We start from the raw sequence: 21,125 nt of genomic DNA, 5'->3' as shown, positions 1-21,125 counted from the left end.
TCCGCCCTGTCCAGCCTCCGGCGATTCAACTTTCGCCATCCGTCTGTCGGCTTGCTGCGGGCGGGCGGCTGGTTTACCGTCGCATTCATGACGGGAGCAGAGAAGTCCGGCGCAGAACCGGCACTGACGATTATCATCGCGGACGATCATCCGCTGGTCCGCGAAGCCCTGGGACAGGCGTTGCGGCAGGCGATGAATGGCGTCGAGGTGATCGGTGCCGCTGATCTTGATGGTGCACGCCAGGCGCTTGCCGGCCGGGAGTCCGTCGACCTTCTGATCCTCGATCTCGATATGCCGGGAATGGACGGCTTTGCCGGTCTGGCCGCGATGCGCGCCAGCCATCCCGCCATTCCGGTCGCCATCGTGTCCTCGACCCGCGAGCCGGCCGTGATGCGCCGCGCCATCGAATTCGGCGCCGCCGCTTTCGTGCCCAAGTCGGCAGCGCTCGAGACCATCGCCAGTGCGCTGCAGTCGGTGCTGGATGGCGAAGTCTGGCTGCCGCCCGAGGTGGAAGGCGACGCGGCCGCCATGCCCGACGATTTCGCCCGTCGTGTTGCCGAACTGACACCACAGCAGCTCCGCGTGCTGACGCTGCTCAGCAAGGGTAAGCTCAACAAGCAGATCGCGCATGAACTGTCGGTGGGCGAGGCGACCGTGAAGGCGCATGTCACCGCCATCCTCAAGAAGCTCGGCGTGCGCAGCCGCACCCAGGCCGTGATCGCGGCGCGCCACTTCTCGCTTTAAATATCAGTCGCCGGTCTCACCTAGTGCGCCGGCCGGACGGTGCCGCTGGCTGATCAGCGCGCGCAGGGCCGCGGGCTTCACCGGCTTGTGCAGCACATCGACACCCATGTCATCGGCGCGGTGCCGGGTTTCCTGGCTGCGGTCGGCGGTGATCAGGATGGCCGGCAGGCGCAGGCCCCAGTCGCGCCGCAGCTGCGCGATGGCATCCAGCCCGTCGGGGCTGCCTTCGTCCAGATGCAGGTCGGCGAGGATGATGTCGGGGCTGCGGCCGGCAGCGGCCACGGCCTTGCGCGCATCGGCGATGGTGCCGACGGCCGCGACCTGGCAGGACCAGCCCTCCAGTAGCGTGGTCATGGCCTCGCGCACGCCCGCCTCGTTCTCGATGCAGAGCACGAAGATGTCGCTGAGCGAGCCGGCGGCAATGGTGGGCAGCAAGAGCGGCGCAGCCTCCTGCTGCAGCTCGACGGCGGCGCGCGGTACGGTAATACCGAAGATCGACCCGCGGCCAACCACCGAGTGCAGTCCGATCGGATTGCCCAGCATGGTGGCGATACGCTCGACGATCGCCAGGCCCAGGCCCAGACCGCGCTCGGCTGCATCGCCCGTGCTTTCGAGGCGGGCGAATTCCTGGAAGATCACATGGCGCTTGTCTGCTGGAATCCCCAAGCCGTTGTCGCAGACCTCGATGCGAATCTGGCTGCCCTGGCGGCGACAGCCGATCAGCACGCGGCGGTTGGCGCGCTCGGGGCTGGAATAGCGAATGGCGTTGGCGACGAAATTCTGCAACACGCGGCGCAGCAGGGCGGGATCGGTGCTGATGGTGGCGGTGGTGGGTACGACTTTCAGCGTGACACCGCGCCGTGCGGCCAGCGGCGCGAAGAAGCTGGCAATCGATTCGAACAGCGGCTCCAGCGCCACCGGGCGGATTTCCGGATGCACGGCGCCGGCATCCAGCTTGGAGATGTCGAGCAGGGTATCGAGCAGAACCTCCACGGCGCCGAGGCCATGGTCGATCTTGCCGACCAGCGGATTGTCCGGCTCGCGTTCGGCCAGTGCTGCGGTGAAAAGCCGCGAGGCATGCAGCGGTTGCAGCAGGTCATGGCTGGCGGCGGCGAGGAAGCGCGTCTTGCCCAGATTGGCGGCTTCGGCCTGGGCGCGGGAGGATTCCAGCTCCTGGACGGCAAGTTGCAGTTCGGCGGTGCGCTCGGCCACGCGCCGCTCCAGGCCTTCATAGGCGGCGCGCAGCGCGGCATCGGCGCGGCGGCGCTCGGTGATGTCCTGATACATCAGGAAGAAGCCGAGCACGGTGCCGCGTTCATCGATATGCGGAATATACGTGCCATGCGCGATTTCGATCTTCGCGTCATTGGTGGGGAATTCGGTCTCGAAGCTTTGTCGCTGACCCCGGAATGCAGCATCGATATGCGGCTTGAGGCGCTTGTAGCGCTCGGCCGACAGCATCTCGCTCACCGTATGGCCGTCGATATGCTGCTGCGGCAGGTTCAGCGCACGGCGGAACGGCATGTTGGTGAAGCGGTAGCGTTCCTCACGGTCCACATAGGCGATCAGCACCGGTACGTTGTCGGTGTAGATGCGGATGGCGCGTTCAGAATCGCGCAACGCCTCGGCCGCACGGACGCGCTCGCTGACATCGGTGCAGGTGGCGACGAAGCCGCCATCGGGCATCGGGTCGACGCGGATTTCGATGACGCGACCATCGGGGCGGCGACGTTCCAGGATGCGCGAGCCGGTGGCACCCGATGCCAGCATGGCGGCGAGATCGGATGATCCGTCGCCGACCAAGGTGGCCAGCGGCACGCCATTCTCGGCCATGTTGGCGGGCAGCCCCAGAAGGTCGAAGAAACGGTCGTTCCAGGCGGCGAGCTTGCGGGCGCGGTCGAACACGCCGATGCCCTGGCTGATATGGTCCAGTGTGGTGCGCAGCAGGTCGAGATTGTGGCGGATTGCCTCGGAAGCCTCACCCAGCATGGCGCGGGCGGCGCGCGGACTCAGCAGGTTTTTGCCGCGCGCCGATGCCATCACGATGCGGGCAGACGCCGCGCCGATGGCGCCGCTGAGCAGATGCTCGGTGAAGGCCATGGCCTCGGGCGGGTTCATGCGGCGGCCGGCGAAGGCGCGCTCGGCGCGCTCGGGGCCGATGAAGCGGGCTGCGAGCGCGCGCAGTTCATCAATGCGGGGGTCCTGGCCGTCCTCGTCGCCTATGGCGAGCGGCAGGCCGTCGCCGCCGGTGGTGAAGATCGCGGCCTGCTCGAGATCGTGCCGGCGCGGCCTGGCCAGCAGCGAGATGCCGACCAGCAGGATGGTGTTGATGATGACGCTGGTGACGAAGCCCTGCAGGATGAAGTCGTAGCCGTCGAGGGGCGCGGGCAGCCAGCGCGTCAGCGGCGCCACGACCGGATGGCCGGTGCTGGCGCCTTCGATGGAGGGCAGCAACAGGGCATAGACCCAGACGGCGAAGCCGGCCAGCAGGCCGCCGATCACACCATGACGATGGGCGCGCCGCCAGTACAGGCCGAGCAGCAAGGCCGGTGCAAAGTTGCCCACAGCGCAGAAGGAGATCATGCCGATGGAGGCGAGTGGCAGGTAGCCCGCGATCCAGGTGTGATAGATATAGGCGGCGATCAGGATGACGACGACGGCGGCGCGCCGCACGTTCAGCACGATCTGGCCGACTTCGCCCGAACCGCCGGCGCGCGAGCGCAGCAGGAAGGGCGTCACCAGTTCATTCGACACCATGATCGACAGCGCCATGCAGGCGACAATCACCATGGAGGTCGCCGCTGACAGACCGCCGATGAAGGCCAGCACCGACAGGGCCAGTTGGTCTGCCATCAGCGGTAGGGTCAGCACGAAGAAATCGGGATTGGAGCCCGGCTTTGCCAGCAGCAGGCCAGCGGCGGCAATCGGCACCACGAACAGGTTGATGGCGACCAGGTAGACCGGGAAGGCCCAGCGCGCGACCTTCAGCTGGCTTGGATCGCCGTTCTCGACCACGGCCACGTGGAACTGGCGCGGCAGGCAGAGGAAGGCGAAGCCCGACAGCAGCGTCATGGCGATCCAGTTGCTGCCCAGGCCGCCGGAGAGGCGGTCGGCGAGGCCGGGTGCCGCCTGCAGGCGGGCCATCAGGTCGCTGCCGGAGTCGAACAGGCCGAAGACGATGAAAATGCCGACGGCCAGAAAGGCCGCCAGCTTGACCAGGGATTCAAAGGCGATCGCCAGCATCATGCCGCGATGCTGTTCGGTAGCCTGCACATGGCGTACGCCGAACAGGATCGTGAAGAGTCCCATGATGCCGGCGACGAACATGGCGGTATCGCGCCAGGGCGGCGGCAGGCTGGCATTCAGAAGATGCGCCATGTCGCTGCCCACCAGCACCTCGAAGGTGACGCTGACCGCCTGCATCTGCAGGGAGATGTAGGGCAGTACGCCGATCACCGCGAAAAGCGTGACCAGCACGGCGACGGCGCGGCTTTTGCCGTAGCGCGAACCGATGAAGTCGGCGATGGAGGTAACGTTCTGCTTCTTGGCGATGGCGATCATCTTCGACATCACGGGGTAGCCGAGTGTGATCGCCAGGATCGGGCCGACATAGATCAGGATGAAATCCGGTCCCGACAGCGCTGCGCGGCCCACTGATCCATAAAAGGTCCAGGAGGTGCAGTAGATCGCCAGCGAGAGGGCATAGATCGTGGCGCCGCTGCGGCCGGTATACCAGCGCGGCCCGAGTCGGTCGCCCAGATGGGCAACCGCGAACAGCAGGCCCAGATAGCCGAGCGACAGAAGCAGTATGGCACTGCCTTGCAGCATGAAACGTTTTCTCCCCGTTCCGGCCAGTTAATCCCGCGCCGGGGCGGCTGTCCACCCCGGTTCCGGATTCCGGTCCAGCCCATTGCAACCCTCCGGAATTCCGCGTTCTTTCATCCCATGCGCCTGCTTTTCCGCCTGCTGGTCCTGCTGCTGGTCGCCCTTGCCATATTTTGGGGCGGCGGCCTGCTGCTGTTCCGGTTCATCGACCCGCCGGCGACCCCGCTGATGCTGATCCGCAGCATCGAGCGCGGAGAGGCGGTCCGGTACCGGCCGCTGCCCCTGGCCGCCGTGGCGGCTCCGATGGTGCGGGCGGTGATGGTGGCCGAGGACAGCCGCTTCTGCCTGCATCGGGGCATCGATCTGGGGGCGGTGCAGGATGCCCTGGATGATTACGAGGAAACTGGCCGCCTGCGCGGGGCCAGCACCATTCCGATGCAGGTGGCCCGCAATCTCTTCCTCTGGCCGGGCGGCGGGTTTGTCCGCAAAGGCCTGGAAGCCCCGCTGGCACTGGCGCTGGATGCCTTCTGGCCGAAGCGGCGGATCATGGAGGTCTATCTCAATATCGCCGAGATGGGGCCGGGCCTGTTCGGAGTCGGGGTGGCGGCCGAGGCCCATTTCGGCCAGCCAGCTGCCCGCCTGAGCGAGGTGCAGGCGGCCCGGCTGGCCGCGGTGCTGCCCAATCCGAACCGCTGGAGCGCCGCGGCGCCGACCGCCTATATCGAGCGCCGGACCGGCACCATCCGGGCCCGTATGGGGCAGGTCAGCCAGACCCAGCTGGCCTGTATCAATTGACGCACCCCCCATCCCGGAGCGCCTTGTAAGGCTGTACCGGACCCGGACCTGTGGGATAATCGGCTATGGTCTCGCCCATTGCACTTCGTATGGCCGGCGATGAACCCGCGCGCATCCCGGCGGGCAAGGTTCTGCTGCACAGTGTTGTCGCTGCCGTGGTGGTGATGGTGGCGGGTTTCGGGGTCTATGCGCTCAGCCGCGCGATCAATGTCACATCCGCTTCGATCCTGTTCGTGCCGGTGATCCTCGGCGCCGCGATTTTCGGCGGCATGATTCCATCGCTGACCGCGGCTCTCGCCGCGCTCGCGGTCTGTTCGGTGCTGTTCTACAATCCGGCCTTCAGCCTGCCCGATGCCGATCCGCAGGAGTTCGCCGACATCTTCGTCTTTGCCGGTGTCGCCATCGCCTCCAGCCAGCTGGCAGGGTATGCGCGTCGCGCTGCCGCGACCTCGCGCCGGCGCGAGGCGATGATGGAATATCTGCTGGCGTTCAACCGTCGCATCAGCGCCGTGGTCGATCCGGCCGAGACGCCGGCCGTGCTGGCCGGCGAACTGCGCAGCGCGCTGGACAGTTCCATTGCGATTTACCTTCTGTCCGGCGACAGCCTGGCGATGGTGGCATCCGCCGGTGACTTCGATGCGGCAGCTCTTGGCATGCTGGCACAGGACGCCTGGCGCGATCGTGACAGCGGCAGCAACACTGCGGCCAGCTACGTGCTGCGCAGCGGCGGCCAGCCATTCGGCGTGGTGGTGCTGGCCGAACCGGCGCGCAATGTCGATCCGCTGGCGATTGCCGCGATGATGGAGCAGTCCGGCCTGGCCCTGGCGCGCATGCGGCTGGCGCTTTCGGTGGAAGAGGCCCGCGTCACGGCCAAGGCGGAAGACCTGCGTGAAGCTGTGCTCGGTTCGATTAGTCACGACCTGCATACGCCGCTGGCATCCATCCTTGGCTCGGTGACGACGCTTGAGAAATTCGGCCCGCTCTGCGACGACGCTACCCGAACCGAACTGCAGTCGACCATCCGTGAGGAAGCCGAACGGCTGGAACGTTATATTCGCCGCATGCTGGACCTGACTCGCATTCGCGCCGGCCGGCTGACGCCGCATATGCAGGCGGTCGACGTCGCCGATATCGCCAATGCGGCGCTGCGCCAGACGCAGAAGACGCTCGCCGGTCATCGCATCGAGACCCATGACCTGCTCGACCTGCCGATGGTCGAGACCGACCCGATCCTGATCGAGCAGGCGCTGGTCAATATCCTTGAGAACGCCGCGAAGTATTCCAAGCCTGGCACGATGATCCGCATGAACGGCCACAATACCGGCGCACGTGTCGTGCTGACCGTGCAGGATGCCGGCATCGGCCTGCAGGATGGCGACGTGGAGCGAATCTTCGCGCCGTTTTATCGCACCGATGCTGCATCGGGGCATGTCGCGGGCAACGGGCTGGGCCTGATGGTCAGCAAGGCCTTTGTCGAGGCGACAGGCTGTGAAATCTGGGCGGAAAGCCGTGGCGTGGGCGAGGGTACCGCCTTCCACATCGGCATGCCGCCGGCAAAGACGCTTATGCTTTCTGATGAAGGGGAGGCCGCATAATGGACCCGCGCCGCATTCTTATCGTTGATGACGAAACCCAGATCCGTCGCTTCCTGCGCACGGCGCTGGCCTTGCATAACTTCGAGGTCGTAGAGGCCGCCAGCGGCGCCGAAGCACTGGAAATCCTGGTCAAGGACGATATCAGCCTGGTTGTGCTGGACATGCAGCTGGGCGACCAGGACGGCCTGGACGTGCTGCGCCGGCTGCGCGAGTGGAGCTGGCTGCCGGTGATCGTGCTGACCGTGCGCAATCGCGAGATGGACAAGGTGCGCGCCTTCGAATACGGCGCCGACGATTATCTGACCAAACCGTTCAGCATCGCCGAATTCCTCGCCCGTCTGAATGCCGTGCTGCGCCGCGCGCCGTTGGCTGCCAGCGAGCCGCTGTTCGAGGTTGGCAATCTGGCCGTCGATCTGGCGCGTCGCCGCGTGGTGGTCGAAGGCGCGGAGGTGAAACTGACTCCGAAGCAATATGGCCTGTTGCAGCATCTGGCCCGCCATGCCGGCAAGGTGGTGACGCACGAGCAGCTGCTGCGCGAGGTCTGGGGCGACGAGCATGCCGAGGATGTGCACTACCTGCGCATCTTCATGCGCAAGCTGCGCCAGCGGATCGAACGCGATCCGGCCCGACCGACCTATATCCAGACCGAACTGGGCGTGGGCTACCGCCTGCTGGCGGCGGACCAGCTGGAGACGGTGGCCTCCTGAGACCGGAAACGCCGTCCGGAAGGGCTTAAGCGGGCCGGAAGGCTTGCGCGGATGGGGGCGGGGACGATTTAGTACGGGCGTCCATTTCGCAACCAACGCGTAAGCCGATGTCTGATAATCTTTACAGCCTGATTCGCAGCCGGGTGACCGATCCGGCCAAGACCTTCATGGAAACCGGCGAGGGCCGGACATTCAGCTATGCCGAGACCTTCGCGCTGGCAGGCCAGATGGCCAATGCCCTGGTCGGGCTGGGCGTGCAGCCGGGCGACCGGGTCGCCGTGCAGGTGGACAAGTCGGCCGAGGCGCTGATCCTGTATCTGGGCGTGGTGGCGGCGGGTGGCGTCTATCTGCCGCTCAATAACGGCTACACGCTGGCCGAACTCGAATATTTCATCGGCGATGCCGAGCCGCGCGTGGTGGTCTGTCGTCCCGCAGTCGAAAAGGACCTGGGACCGCTGGCCAAGAAGCTCGGCGTGGCCCACTGCCTGACGCTCGGCGGCAAAGGTGCTGGCAGTCTGATGGACAAGGCGAAGGCTGCGCCGGCTGAGTTCACGCCGGTGCCGCGCGGGCCCGATGATCTGGCCGCCATCCTCTACACCTCGGGCACCACTGGCCGCTCGAAGGGTGCGATGCTCAGCCATCGCAACCTATTCTCGAATGCCGATACCCTGGTCGGTTACTGGGGCTTCACGGCCAAGGACGTGCTGCTGCATGCACTGCCGATCTTCCATACGCACGGACTTTTCGTCGCCAGCAATGTGACGCTGCTGGCTGGCGCCTCGATGATCTTCCTGTCGAAATTCGACGGTGACGAGGTGATCCGCCATCTGCCGCGCGCCACCAGCATGATGGGCGTGCCGACCTTTTACGTGCGTCTGCTGCAGTCGCCGGCGCTGACCAAGGAGCTGGTCAAGCATATCCGTCTGTTCGTCTCCGGTTCGGCGCCGCTGCTGGCCGAGACGCATCGCGAATGGGAAGCCCGCACCGGGCACCGCATCCTCGAGCGTTACGGCATGACCGAGACCAACATGAACACCTCGAATCCTTACGAGGGTGAGCGTATCGCCGGCACGGTGGGCTTCCCGTTGCCGGGCGTCGAGACCCGCATCACCGATCCCGAGACCGGCAAGGTGCTAGCCCAGGGCGAGATCGGCATGATCGAGGTGAAGGGTCCGAATGTCTTCAAGGGCTACTGGCGCATGCCGGAAAAGACGGCGGCCGAGTTCCGTGTCGACGGTTTCTTCATCACCGGCGATCTGGGCAAGATCGACGACCGCGGTTACGTGCATATCGTTGGCCGTGGCAAGGACCTGATTATTTCCGGCGGCTACAACGTCTATCCCAAGGAAGTGGAGACCGAGATCGATGCCATGCCGGGCGTCATCGAATCTGCGGTGATTGGTCTGCAGCATCCAGACTTCGGCGAGGGTGTCACTGCCGTGGTGGTGGCGGAAAAAGGCCACAAACTGGACGAGGCTGCCGTGCTGAAGGCGCTGGATGGGCGCCTGGCCAAGTTCAAGCTGCCCAAGCGCGTGTTTTTCGTCGAGGACCTGCCGCGCAACACCATGGGCAAGGTGCAGAAAAACCTGCTGCGCGACCAGTACAAGGGCCTGTACGACAAATAGGTTTCCGCTTCTGCGTTGATTCTGCCTCTGCCGAGTGCCGCGGCCGGCGACTGACTCAAATCAGCGTGCGGTAGGCGCGGGGCGCCACACCGAAACGGTCGCGGAAGCTGCGGCTGAAATGCGCTGACGAGTTAAAACCCCAGGCAAATGCGATGTCGGTAATGGATCGATGCCGCAGGGCGCCATTGCTCAAATCCTGCCGGATGCGTTCCAGCCGGCTGTTCCAGATATAGCTGTTCAGGGTCTCGTCTTCCCGGGTGAACAGCTTGTGCAGGTTGCGTTTGGTGCACCCCACGGCAGCGGCGATGTCGTCGATGCACAGCGACGGGTCCTGCAGGTTGGCGACTATATAAGCCTTGGCCCGGGCGCGCGTGTTTTCCTGCAGCGCTTCCTCGGTGGGACTGCCAAGCTTGTCCAGTGCGGCCAGCCGGACCAGGTTGGCCATGGTGTCGGCGAATTCCCAGCCGTTGTTCGGCCCGGTCAGCGTCGGCAGTTCGGCGAAGGCGGAAGACAACAGGTCAAAGACCAGGCGGCTGACGCCGCTTCGGCCGGAAAACCGCTGCACCGACATCTGGTCGAGGTTGACGCCGACGCGTGTCAGGCGGTCGCGCGGCAGCAGCAGGGCGATCTGGTTGATCGGTTCCGGGTTCGACACGATGTAGGTGCGGGTCGTGTCGTACATGCTCCATTCGCCGGGCGTCAGCACCAGCTTGCGGCCATTCTGTTCGAAGCTGCCCGCGCCCTCGATCTGGGCGACGATTTTCACGTAACCACGGTCATCGTGGCGGATCAGGTTGGGCGTACGCACGACTCGATGCCGGCCGGCGACGATGCGGCAAAGCTTCAGCCCGCCGATATCGCCCAGTTCCAGCCGGCCGCTGAAAGTCTGGTCGCCAAAGGTGTCCGATTGCAGGTGGCCGATATGCCGCCCGACAAAATCTCCCCACACGGCCAGCCGGTCCGCTGGCGCGACCTGCGAGGTGGAAACCACCGCGATGGCGCTCACTGTCCTCCCTTTCGTTGGGTATCCAACTTTCGACCAGTTTAGCCGTGATGGCAGGTTGCGTTAAAGCGGAAAGGCAACTTGTGAAGATAATCCGCATCATCATTGATTCACTTGAAGGATTGCTGTGGTTTTTGCGGTGCAGCAGACGTGTCTGCATGCGGAGCGGTTCACTCTGGAGCAAATTTCGGTTCCTTCCTGGACAAGATATGCAGTCCTGCGAAGGCTAGGGTCTCGACCGGCCCGCCAGTGTGATTCTCAAGGCGGCCCTAGGGAGGAATAAAAATGACGATTGGCAAAAACCGCCTGCTGGCGGCGGCCATGGCCATGGGCCTGGCTGTCACCGCATTCCAGCCTGCGCTGGCGCAGGACAAGATCAAGATCGGCTATGCGATTTCCAAAACCGGCCCGAATGCCGGTGGTGCGAATATCACGCAGATTCCGAATTACCAGCTCTGGCTCAAGGAGCTGAACGACAAGGGCGGTCTGCTGATCGGCGGCAAGCGCGTGCCGGTCGAGGTAATCGAGTATGACGACCGTTCGAATTCCGAAGAAGCGGTCCGTGCGGTCGAGCGCCTGATTACCCAGGACAAGGTCGATCTGCTGCTGCCGCCCTGGGGCACCGGCCTTAACCTGGCTGTCGGCCCGGTCTTCAACAAATATGGTTATCCGCAGCTGACCTTCAGCGCCGTCACCGACCAGGCCCCGGCTCTGGCCAAGCGCTGGCCGAACAGTTTCTGGTTCCTCGGCACCAGCGTGCAGTATATCGATGCGCTGGTCGATCTGCTGTCTAAGCAGCAGAAAGACGGCAAGATCAACAGCAACATCGCCATGCTGAGCGTGGCCGATGGCTTTGGCATTGATCTGTCCAAGGCGGCGCGCGACGGCTTTACCAAGGCCGGCTTCAAGTTGGTGATGGACAAGAGCTATCCGGTCGGCACCCAGGACATGTCGCCGCTGATCAGCGAAGCTCAGCGCTCGGGCGCCGATACCTTCGTCGCCTTCAGCTATCCGCCGGATACCATTGCGATCAACGACCAGGCCAAGGTGGCGAGTTTTGCGCCGAAGGTGATGTTCACCGGTGTGGGGACGGCTTTCCCGCTGTTCCCGCAGCGCTTCGGTGCCAATGCCGAGGGCATCATGACGCTCGGCGGCTGGGACCCGAAGAACCAGGGCACCGTCGAATACCGCAAGAAGCATGTCGCCATGCATAACCGCGACCCGGACTACTGGGGCAGCCAGCTCGGTTATGTCTCGCTGCAGATGCTGGAGCAGGCGGTCGAGCGTGTTGGCAAGATCGACCGCGAGGCCATTGTGAAGGAACTGCAGACCGGCACCTTCGATACCGTGCTGGGCAAGTTCAAGCTGGTCGACAACATGCCGCCGAAGGGGACCTATCCCTATATCGGCCAGTGGCAGAACGGCTTCTTCACCGGCGTGGCGCCGGCCGGCGCGAATGCCAGCCCGATGGTGGTGCCGAAGGCTCCCTGGAAGTAAGTGCCTGGCGCGGCGGTGTAGAGCCGCCGCGCCGGTTTTTCATGTGAAGGTCGCAGTCGATGTTTGTTGAAGCCCTGCTGACGGGCATAACGCTCGGGGGCATGTACGCGCTGGTCGCCATGGGGCTGACGCTCCAGTATGGCGTCGCGCGGATCATGAATCTGTCCTACGGCGAAATCCTGGTCGCGGCCTCATTCGCCGTCTTCTGGCTGTTCACCACTGCCGGCCTCAATCCGCTGCTCGGGTTGCTGGCCATTGTGCCGGCCGCGCTGGCTGTCAGCTGGCTGATCTACCGTATTCTGCTGGTGCCGCTGGTGCAGCGCGCAAAGACGCGCGATGCGCTGGAGGTCGACAGCATACTGGCCACCTTCGGCTTGCTGTTCGTGGTGCAGGGCGTGATGCTGGTGCTGTTTGGCGGCGCTTACTACAGCTATTCCTTCCTCGCCATTCCGGTGAATGTCTTCGGAGTCACCATCGCCGCCAACCGTCTGCTGGCGCTGGCCTTTGCCGCCGTGATTGGCCTGGCGCTCTACTGGGGTCTGACGCGCACGCGCGCCGGCACAGCATTGCGGGCCGTCGCCGTCGATCCAGTGGCGGCGCAACTGGTCGCCATCGATGTGCGCATGGCGGCGGCCATTGCCTTTGCGTTCGGTGGTGGGCTGGTGGCTGCTGGCGGCGTTCTGGTGTCGATGTTCCTGACCTTCAACGCCAATATCGGCGTGGTCTTCACCATGAAGGCGCTGATCGTGGTCATCATGGGCGGTGTCGGCAACCTGATGGGTGCGCTGGTGGCCGGTCTGATCCTTGGCCTGACCGAGACCTTCGTCGCCACGTGGATCGACCCGGGCCTTACGCTGGCCGCCACCTACGCGATCTTCCTGATCATCCTGTTGGTGCGTCCGCAGGGGCTGTTCGGCAGGAGCAACCGATGACGCTGGCTCTGCCTGTGAAAATTGCCGGCGCTATTGCAGCGATTGCCATTCTGGCCTGCGTACCTTTCGTGGCCGACGGCTACCGCCTGTCACTCGCCATTTCCATCCTGAACTACACCGTGCTGGCCACTGCCTGGGCGCTGTTCTCTGGCCCGACGCGCTATGTCTCGCTGGCGACGGTCGCCTTCTTCGGCATCGGCGCCTATACGGTGGCGGTGCTGGGCGAGGTGCTGGCCTGGCCGTTGGTTCTGCTGATCGCACTGGCCATCGGCATTGTCGTGGCGCTGATCGTCGGCCTGTCCACGCTGCGGCTGTCGGGCGTCCATTTCGTCATCTTCACCTTCGGTCTGGCTGAATTGGTGCGCCAACTGGTGACCTGGTTCGAGGTCAACAAGACCCGGACGCTGGGCCGTTATGTCTTTGTCGACATCACCACCAACCAGATCTACTGGCAGCTTCTCGGCCTGACGGTGCTGGTCTTCCTCGCTGGCATCCTGATCCGGCGGTCGCGGTTGGGCCTGGCTCTGCGGGTGATCGGCGATGATGAGGCCGTGGCCCGTCATGTTGGTATCAACACCACCGGCGCCAAGGTCGCGCTGTTCATGCTGAGTGCCGCCTTCATGACGCTGGCGGGTGCGGTGATGGCGCCGCGCTGGACCTATATCGATCCGGCTATCGCCTTCAACCCGGTGACATCCTTCCAGGTTCTGATCATGGCGTTGCTGGGCGGTGTGCATCGTCTGTATGGCCCGCTGTTGGGTGTCATTCCGCTCAGCCTGCTGTTCGAATTCCTGCTCGCCAATTTCCCAAACCACTTCAGCATTCTGATAGGCTTGGCCTTCATGCTGATTGTCTATGCCATCCCGAGTGGCATCGCCGGCCTGTTCGACAAGGGTCGTGCGAGCCTGCGCGGCCTGGGTAAAAATGGATGGGGCAAGGGGAGAGCGTCATGAACCAGACGCCGCTTCTGGCCGTGCAGGGGTTGACTCGTCGTTTCGGCGGTCTGGTCGCCGTGGATGGCGTCGATCTCAGCGTCATGCCGGGCGAGATCGTCGGCTTGCTGGGGCCGAACGGATCGGGCAAGACGACGGTTCTTAACCTGATCTCCGGGGCGCTGAAGCCTGATGGCGGCCGCGTGGCTTTGCGCGGCGGCGCCATCGAGGGCCTTGCACCCCATAAGATAGCGCGGCTGGGCGTAGCCCGCACCTTCCAGCTTGTGCGGGTGCTGGGCTCGATGACCTGTCGCGAGAATGTGCTGGCCGGCCTGGCCTTCGGGACGCGCAACGACTGGGGCGTGCGCGCGGAGCGCAGCGCTGACGATCTTTTGGAGCGTGTCGGCCTCAATGGCCGTGGCGACACCATGGCGACCGAGCTTACTTATATCGATCAGAAGCGGCTTGAACTGGCTCGCGCCCTGGCGCTGCGGCCGGAGCTACTGCTGCTCGATGAATGGCTGGCCGGCCTCAATCCCACCGAATTGCTGCAGGGCATAGAGCTGATCCGCAGTCTGCGCAGCGAGGGTATCGGCATCCTGATGGTGGAGCATGTGATGGATGCCATCCGCTCGCTTTGTGATCGCTGCGTGGTGATGAATACCGGTCGCAAGATCGCCGATGGCACACCGGCCGCCGTGCTGGCCGAGCCTGAGGTGATCCGCGCCTACCTGGGAGATGGCGATGCTTGAGATTGCCAATCTTTCGGTCTCGTACGGCAAGCATCGTGCCGTCGACAGCGTGGCGCTCAATGTTGCCAGCTCGGAAATCGTGGTCATCCTGGGTGCCAATGGCAGCGGCAAGACCTCACTGCTGAAGGCCGTGGCTGCCATCCAGCCGGCTGCTACGGGTGCGCGTGTAGTGCTGGCTGGCCGCGATCTGACCAAGCTGCGCGCCCATGGCATTGTCGAGGCCGGGCTGGCGCTGGTGCCTGAAGGGCGCGGCATCTTCGGAGACCTGACGGTACGCGAAAACCTGATGCTCGGTGCCTATGCCAAACGCGCCCGCGCGAAAGAGGCGGAGAACCTGCAGCGTGTGCTGACGCTCTTCCCGCGTCTGGCCGAGCGCATGACCCAGGCGGCCCGCACCATGAGTGGCGGCGAGCAGCAGATGGTGGCCATCGGGCGCGCCCTGATGTCGGCGCCGGATATCCTGCTGCTGGACGAGCCGTCGCTGGGGCTGTCGCCGCTGATGTGCGGCGAGCTGTTCGCGGCACTGGCCCGTATCCGCCAGACCGGCATCGGCGTGCTGCTGGTCGAGCAGAATGCCCGCCGCAGCCTGGCTATCGCCGATCGCGGCTATCTGATCGAGAACGGACGTATTGTTGGTGCTGGCACCGCGTCCTCCCTGAAAAACGACCCGGCCGTACAACGCGCCTATCTCGGCGTATCCGGCGCGGCACATTAACGACGGAGACATACCATGTTTCAGATCGATTTGCTGATTGACGGCAAGACCGTCCCGGCTACGGGTGGCAAGACCTTCGAGCGTAAGAACCCGCTGACTGACGGCGTGGCGAGCCGGGCTGCCGCTGCCTCCACCGCTGATGCCGTCGCTGCCGCCGATGCGGCGGCCAGGGCTTTTCCTGCCTGGTCGGCGCTGGGTCCGAACGAGCGCCGTACGCTGCTATTGAAAGCGGCCGATACGATGGTTGCGCGCACGCCTGATTTCGTCGCCCGCATGGCGGCCGAGATCGGTGCCACAGCCGGCTGGGCCGGCTTCAACGTGCATCTGGCGGCCGGCATGCTGCGAGAGGCGGCATCGATGACCACACAGATTGGCGGCGAGGTGATTCCGTCCGACAAGCCGGGCTGTATCGCCATGGCGACGCGCCAGGCCGTGGGCGTGGTGCTGGGCATCGCGCCGTGGAATGCACCGGTGATCCTGGGCACGCGTGCCTTGGCCATGCCACTGGCCTGTGCCAACACCGTGGTGCTGAAGGCATCCGAGCTCTGCCCGGGCACGCATCGGTTGATTGCTGAATGTCTGGTCGATGCCGGCATCCCTGTCGGCGTCGTCAATGTGGTGACCAATGCGCCGGTCGATGCGGCTGCTGTCGTCGATGCGCTTATTGCCCACCCGGCCGTACGGCGGATCAATTTTACCGGCTCGACCAGGGTCGGTCGCATCATTGCCCAGACGGCGGCACGGTACCTGAAGCCGGTGCTGCTGGAACTGGGCGGCAAGGCCCCGATGCTGGTGCTGGACGATGCCGATCTCGACGAGGCGGTGAAGGCGGCCGCCTTCGGTGCCTTTATGAACCAGGGCCAGATTTGCATGTCGACCGAGCGGCTGGTGGTTGACGAGAAGGTCGCCGACGACTTCGTGAAGAAATTCGCCGCCAAGGCTGCCACCCTGGTGGCGGGCGACCCGCACAAGGGCAATACGCCGCTGGGCGCTGTAGTCAGTCGTGAAGCCGTCGGTCGCGTGCAGGACCTGATCAAGGAGGCGACAGCCAAGGGCGCGAAAATGGTCGCTGGCGGTCGTGCCGATGGCGCCATCATGGATGCCACCGTGTTGGATCACGTGACGCCGGATATGCAAATTTACAGTGAAGAATCCTTCGGTCCAGTGGTCTGCGTCGTGCGGGCCAAGGGCGACGAGGCGGCCCTCAAGATCGCCAATGATACCGAATACGGTCTGTCGGCTGCCGTGTTCAGCCGTGATATCGCGCGTGCCATGGGCATAGCCAGGCGCATCGAGAGCGGCATCTGCCATGTGAATGGCCCAACCGTGCATGACGAGGCGCAGATGCCGTTTGGCGGCATGAAGGCATCAGGGTATGGCCGCTTTGGCGGCAAGGCCGGCATCGAGGAATTCACCGAGCTGCGCTGGATCACGATCGAGACCCAGCCCGGCCGTTATCCGATCTGATCGAGGGCGTCATGGGATTGCTTGAAGGCAAGATCTGCATCGTCACCGGTGCGGCCGGCAGCCTGGGGCTGGCCAGCACGGCCGATTTTCTGCGCGAGGGCGCGCGTGTCATGCTGGTGGATCGCGAGCAGGCGGCACTGGACAAGGCTGTCGTATCGCTCAATGTGCCGGCTGATCGCGTGGCGACCTGTGCCGCCAATGTGGCCGACAGTGGCGAGACGCGGCGCTACATCGGCGCCACGGTCAAGCGCTGGGGCAAGATCGATGTGCTGTTCAGCAATGCCGGCGTCAGCGGCGTGGTCAGTCCGGTAACCGAATATCCGGAAGATGTCTTCGATGCCGTGATGGCCGTGAATGTGCGAGCCTCGTTCCTGGCTTGCAAATACGGCCTGCCGCAGATGAATGACGGCGGCAGCATTATTGTTACATCCAGCGTGGTCGGCGTGACCAGCGATCCCGGCATCTGCGCCTATGCCACCTCGAAGCATGCGGTGATCGGCCTGGTGCGTACGGTGGCCAAGGAGGCCGCGCCACGTCGTATCCGCGTCAACGTGATTGCGCCGGGGCCGATCGATAACGGTTTCCAGAAGGGGATCGAGGATGGCATCACGGCAGCCATTGGCCGCGACGCGACCAAGCTGCTCGATTCCCTCATCCCACTGCACCGTCATGCCCAGGCGTCCGAGATCGCGCGCGCCGTAATGTTTCTGGCCTCCGACCAGGGCAGTTTCACCACCGGCAGCGTGCTCATGGCCGATGGTGGCATGCATATCTGAGTTTCAACGACCGGCAACAGCAGGAGGCGCCCCATGCCCGAACTTGCGACGACTGAATTCTGGAAAGATCTGAAACCCATCGCCAAGGTGTTTCAGCCGGATGCCTTGCCCGAAGTCTACATGCGGAATGCGCCGACGGACGAGGAGCGGCTCTATGTACCCTTCACCGATACCGTGTCGTCACGGCCGCTGTGGATCTCGCCGTCGCAGAACAAGTGGTGCGACATCCTCATGGCCAAAAGTGCGGGGCTGGTGAACCGGCATTACCATCCGCATGAGGTTTTCGCCTACACCATCTCGGGCAAGTGGGGCTATCTGGAGCATGACTGGACGGCCACGGCCGGCGATTTCGTCTACGAGACGCCGGGGGAGGGCCACACGCTGGTTGCCTACGAGCACAAGGATCCGATGAAGGTCTTCTTTACTGTGACCGGGCCATTGGTCTGGCTGGATGAAAACGGCGAGGCGAACGGCTACTTCGATGTGCACAACTACATCGAGCTTTGCCGTAATCATTATGAGAAAATTGGTATCGGCGCGGCTTATATCGACACGCTGTTCCGCTAGGGCTGCGCGCCCGACAGTCTGAACGCTGCCCGTTCATATAGCAGGTGATCACCGATCAGGCATCTGGCGTCCTTCACGGGGAGCGCCAGATGCCTTCGTCGTTTTTCCGTCATAATGACCTTGACGGCCCGGGGTCTTGTCTATTGTACTATCAATGTAACAATAGAGTCGCGGGAGCGTCCGACCGGCATGCGTGGGCAGAAAAATACGGTGATCGTGGACGAGCGGCTGCCAACGCCGTTGTATCACCAGATTTTTCTGATTCTGCGCAACCAGATCGTCGAGGGCAAACTCGCTGCCGGCATGCAGGTGCCAGGTGAGGAGGAGCTGGCCCGGCAGTTCCAGGTTTCGCGCATCACCGCGCGCCGCGCCCTGGCCGAACTCGCCGCTGAAGGCATGGTCACGCGAGGACGTGGACGCGGAACGCATGTGACGCCCCGGCGGCAGGAGCCGCCGCCCGTGCATGGCGGTGTCGAGGGCCTGATCGAGAATCTCATGGCCATGGGCCTGAAAACCCAGGTCGCCCTGCTGGATTTCTCCTATGAACCTGCTGCGCCAGATGTTGCCGCTGCCCTGCAGATCGAGCCGGGCACCGAAGTGCAGCGCGCCGTACGCGTGCGCTCCCTCGCCGATGGGCCGTTTTCCTATCTGACGACCTATCTGCCCGCCGATATCGGCCGCAAATTCGGCCGCAAGGAAATGTCGAACGAGCCGTTGCTGAGTCTGCTGGAGCGCTCAGGGATCGTGATCGGTGGCGCGGACCAAACGCTGTCCGCCACGCTGGCGGATACCCGCGTGGCGCCGGCGCTGAAAACCATGGTCGGCGCGCCGCTGCTGCGGATCAGCCGCATCGTCAAGGACAGTCATGGCCGGCCCGTGGAGTTCATCATCGGATTGTACCGCCCGGACCGTTATCAGTTCCGTATGAGCCTCGACCGTGTGCGTGGCGAGGATCGCAATACTTGGTCGGCCAGCGTGGCGCCGGCGGCCGGGGCAGCCAGGGCAGCGCCACGTTCCAGAAACAGGGAGAAAAAGTGATGACGAAGAAGACAGTCCCATTCCACGTTTCCCGGCGTCTGTTCCTCGCAGGAACAGCCGCCACAGCAGGCATCGCGGGTTTCCCCGCCATCCTGAAGGCACAGCCGCGCACGCTGAAGGTCGGCATCCTGCATCCGGTCACTGGCCCTGTCGCGCCATCCGGTTTGCAATGCCGGCTCGGCGCCAAGATGGCGATCGATACGATCAACGCCAATGGCGGCATCGCCGCACTGGGCGGCACCAAGATCGAGGCGATCTATGCCGATGCCCAGTCCAAGCCCGATGTCGGTGCAGCTGAGGTTGAGAAGCTGAACGAAATGGGGGTTTCGGCCATTATCGGGCCTTTCGCTTCCGGCATCGCGCTGGCGACGACGCAGGCGGCAGCCAAGCATAGCATCCCGCATATCGTCGATGTCGGCGTGGTGGACCAGGTTGTCACCCGCGGCCTGACCAACACCTTCCGCTTCGGCCCAGGCCTCAGCAAGATCGTCGATAGCGCCATCGAGAATCTGGTGGCGATGAACAATCAGGCCGGCAAGCCGGTCAAGACCGTCATGATCGTGCATGAGGAATCGGCTTTCGGTGCCGGCATGGCCAAGACGCTGAACGAAAAGCTGCCAGGCATGGGTTTTGAGATTCTCGAGACGATTGCTCATGCTAACCCGACCCGTGACTTCAACAACATCGTGTTGAAGATCAAGGGCCGCAATCCGGACCTGCTGATTCCCTCGAATTACTATAACGAGTTCGTGCTGCTGGCGCGCACCATGCGGCAGCAGAAGGTCCGTCCCAAGGCCGTTTACGCCATCCTGGGCGGCGCGGCCTCGCAATACCGCTTCGTGCAGGAGTTCTACGATGCGGCGGAATTTATCATGGATTGCAATCACTGGTTCGATCCGCGCAATCCCGTGGCGCTGGAACTGAAGAAGAAGATCGAAGCCGAGAAGCAGTTCTTCTCCTACGAGGTCTTTCTTAATCACGAATGCGTGCGCTTGCTGGTGGATGCGGTGGAGCGCGCCGCTTCCACCGACCGGGCGGCGATCACTCAAGCGCTGGCGGCGTCGAGCTGGTCCAACCACTTCATGCCCTATGGCCCGACAAAATTCGTCAACGGGCAGAATGAAGGTGCGGTACCGGTGAACACGCAGATTCTGCAGAAGGACATCAAGGTGATCTTCCCGCAGTCATTTGCCAACGCCAAGCCGGTCTTCCCGGCGCCGAAGCTCTGATGCTTGTCATGCGGAGCCGGGAGACCGGCTCCGCATATTCCCTTGTGTGATGAATGCTTGAAGTTTCAATCCTACTGCCGGCGATCCTGAACGGACTGACCACGGGTGCGGTTTATGCCCTGATCGCCCTTGGCTTGACGCTGATCTACGGCGTGCTGCATATCATCAATTTCGCCCATGGCAGCCTGCTGATGCTGGCGCTGTATGGCGTGTTCTTCCTGCATGCCATGTTCGGCATCGATCCCTATCTGTCGCTTCCGGTGGCCGCTGCTGCGCTATTCGCCATCGGCTATGGTTTGCAGCGCTGGGTTATCGGCCGGGCCAGCCATGGCAAGGACGAGAATATCCTGCTGGTCACGCTGGGCCTGTCGGTGATCATCGAGAATCTGGCGCTGTATTTCTGGCGCGCCGACACCCGTACTGTTGAGACGGCTTATTCCTTCGAGGTGATCGATTTCGGCATAGCGTTCATTTCCGTGCCCAAGGCCGTGGCCTTCGTCGGTGCCTTGCTGGTGGCGGCGCTGCTGTGGCTGCTGATGACCCGCACTGACCTGGGGCGCGCCATTCGGGCCATCGCCAAGGAGCGACAGGGTGCACGGCTGGTCGGCGTGAATGTCGACCATATCTTCGCTATGTCCTTCGGTATCGGTTGCGCCTGCCTGGGTGTTGCGGCTTGTCTGCTGCTGCCCAGCTTCTATGTCAGCCCGCAGGTCGGCCACGCTTTTGTGCTGGTGGCCTTCACCGTTGTGGTGCTGGGCGGCATGGGCAGTTTTGTCGGGGCGCTTCTCGGTGGCTTGATCATCGGCGTGACGGAAAGCCTGGGTGGGCTGTTCCTAGGTGAAAGCCTTGGTCAGCTCGGTATCTTCCTGATCTTCATCATCGTGCTGCTGTTCCGGCCCACCGGCCTGCTCGGGCAGAGGGCCTGA

18 protein-coding genes are annotated in these 21,125 nt (G+C 63.8%); 16 read left to right on the top strand and 2 right to left on the bottom strand.

Annotation, left to right across the window (positions count from 1 at the left end; all coding sequences use genetic code 11):
- Positions 1–87: 87 nt before the first annotated feature.
- Entirely contained in the window at positions 88–744 is a 657-nt protein-coding gene (locus AC1RRT_RS03205) for a response regulator (protein ID WP_493012261.1), read from the top strand.
- 3 nt (positions 745–747) lie between these two features.
- On the opposite strand, the gene AC1RRT_RS03200 is transcribed toward AC1RRT_RS03205, so the two are convergent.
- Positions 748–4,572 carry a hybrid sensor histidine kinase/response regulator gene (locus AC1RRT_RS03200; protein WP_493012260.1) on the bottom strand — a complete coding sequence of 1,275 codons (3,825 nt, stop codon included), beginning with the start codon at positions 4,570–4,572 and terminating at the stop codon, positions 748–750.
- Positions 4,573–4,689: 117 nt separating this feature from the next.
- Here AC1RRT_RS03200 and mtgA point away from each other — a divergent pair, with 117 nt between their 5' ends.
- The 4 genes from mtgA (at position 4,690) to AC1RRT_RS03180 (ending at position 9,291) form a co-directional block, all read left to right on the top strand.
- On the top strand, positions 4,690–5,364 hold the full coding sequence (gene mtgA, locus AC1RRT_RS03195) for a monofunctional biosynthetic peptidoglycan transglycosylase (RefSeq protein ID WP_493012259.1): 675 nt from the start codon (positions 4,690–4,692) through the stop codon (positions 5,362–5,364).
- A 65-nt stretch (positions 5,365–5,429) separates the two neighbouring features.
- Positions 5,430–6,959 carry a sensor histidine kinase gene (locus tag AC1RRT_RS03190; RefSeq protein WP_493012258.1) on the top strand — a complete coding sequence of 510 codons (1,530 nt, stop codon included), beginning with the start codon at positions 5,430–5,432 and terminating at the stop codon, positions 6,957–6,959.
- On the top strand, positions 6,959–7,666 hold the full coding sequence (locus tag AC1RRT_RS03185; RefSeq protein WP_493012257.1) for a response regulator: 708 nt from the start codon (positions 6,959–6,961) through the stop codon (positions 7,664–7,666). Before AC1RRT_RS03190 ends, AC1RRT_RS03185 begins: the two co-directional genes overlap by 1 nt.
- Before the next feature lie 107 nt (positions 7,667–7,773).
- Positions 7,774–9,291, top strand: a complete 1,518-nt coding sequence (locus AC1RRT_RS03180) for a malonate--CoA ligase (protein ID WP_493012256.1) — start codon at positions 7,774–7,776, stop codon at positions 9,289–9,291.
- Positions 9,292–9,346: 55 nt separating this feature from the next.
- On the opposite strand, the gene AC1RRT_RS03175 is transcribed toward AC1RRT_RS03180, so the two are convergent.
- Positions 9,347–10,297, bottom strand: coding sequence for an AraC-like ligand-binding domain-containing protein (locus AC1RRT_RS03175; protein WP_493012255.1), 951 nt, complete (start codon positions 10,295–10,297; stop codon positions 9,347–9,349).
- Positions 10,298–10,579: 282 nt separating this feature from the next.
- On the opposite strand from AC1RRT_RS03175, the gene AC1RRT_RS03170 reads away from it, so the two are divergent.
- The 11 genes from AC1RRT_RS03170 (at position 10,580) to AC1RRT_RS03120 (ending at position 21,125) form a co-directional block, all read left to right on the top strand.
- A complete protein-coding gene (locus AC1RRT_RS03170; protein ID WP_493012254.1) occupies positions 10,580–11,791 on the top strand; it encodes an amino acid ABC transporter substrate-binding protein in 1,212 nt (403 codons plus the stop codon).
- 59 nt (positions 11,792–11,850) lie between these two features.
- Positions 11,851–12,723 carry a branched-chain amino acid ABC transporter permease gene (locus tag AC1RRT_RS03165; protein ID WP_493012253.1) on the top strand — a complete coding sequence of 291 codons (873 nt, stop codon included), beginning with the start codon at positions 11,851–11,853 and terminating at the stop codon, positions 12,721–12,723.
- Complete coding sequence (locus tag AC1RRT_RS03160; protein WP_493012252.1) at positions 12,720–13,676, top strand: branched-chain amino acid ABC transporter permease; 957 nt, start codon at positions 12,720–12,722, stop codon at positions 13,674–13,676. The genes AC1RRT_RS03165 and AC1RRT_RS03160 overlap by 4 nt, the downstream gene beginning before the upstream one ends.
- Positions 13,673–14,407, top strand: a complete 735-nt coding sequence (locus AC1RRT_RS03155) for an ABC transporter ATP-binding protein (protein ID WP_493012251.1) — start codon at positions 13,673–13,675, stop codon at positions 14,405–14,407. The genes AC1RRT_RS03160 and AC1RRT_RS03155 overlap by 4 nt, the downstream gene beginning before the upstream one ends.
- Positions 14,400–15,122: an ABC transporter ATP-binding protein gene (locus tag AC1RRT_RS03150; RefSeq protein ID WP_493012250.1), complete on the top strand. Its 723-nt coding sequence runs from the start codon at positions 14,400–14,402 to the stop codon at positions 15,120–15,122. The genes AC1RRT_RS03155 and AC1RRT_RS03150 overlap by 8 nt, the downstream gene beginning before the upstream one ends.
- Before the next feature lie 15 nt (positions 15,123–15,137).
- Entirely contained in the window at positions 15,138–16,589 is a 1,452-nt protein-coding gene (locus tag AC1RRT_RS03145; protein ID WP_493012249.1) for an aldehyde dehydrogenase, read from the top strand.
- A gap of 11 nt (positions 16,590–16,600) precedes the next feature.
- Positions 16,601–17,365, top strand: a complete 765-nt coding sequence (locus tag AC1RRT_RS03140) for an SDR family NAD(P)-dependent oxidoreductase (protein ID WP_493012248.1) — start codon at positions 16,601–16,603, stop codon at positions 17,363–17,365.
- Between the two features lie 33 nt (positions 17,366–17,398).
- Complete coding sequence (locus tag AC1RRT_RS03135; RefSeq protein ID WP_493012247.1) at positions 17,399–17,932, top strand: 2,4'-dihydroxyacetophenone dioxygenase family protein; 534 nt, start codon at positions 17,399–17,401, stop codon at positions 17,930–17,932.
- A 189-nt stretch (positions 17,933–18,121) separates the two neighbouring features.
- The gene (locus tag AC1RRT_RS03130; RefSeq protein ID WP_493012246.1) at positions 18,122–18,970 is read left to right on the top strand and encodes a GntR family transcriptional regulator; all 849 of its coding nucleotides are present in this window, start codon (positions 18,122–18,124) and stop codon (positions 18,968–18,970) included.
- Complete coding sequence (locus AC1RRT_RS03125) at positions 18,970–20,199, top strand: ABC transporter substrate-binding protein (protein WP_493012244.1); 1,230 nt, start codon at positions 18,970–18,972, stop codon at positions 20,197–20,199. The genes AC1RRT_RS03130 and AC1RRT_RS03125 overlap by 1 nt, the downstream gene beginning before the upstream one ends.
- Positions 20,200–20,252: 53 nt before the next feature.
- On the top strand, positions 20,253–21,125 hold the full coding sequence (locus AC1RRT_RS03120) for a branched-chain amino acid ABC transporter permease (RefSeq protein WP_493012243.1): 873 nt from the start codon (positions 20,253–20,255) through the stop codon (positions 21,123–21,125).

This window comes from Ferrovibrio sp. GW821-FHT12B10, from assembly GCF_058807515.1.
Note: the sequence above shows the minus strand (reverse complement) of the source record. Positions and strands in the feature narration are given on the sequence as shown.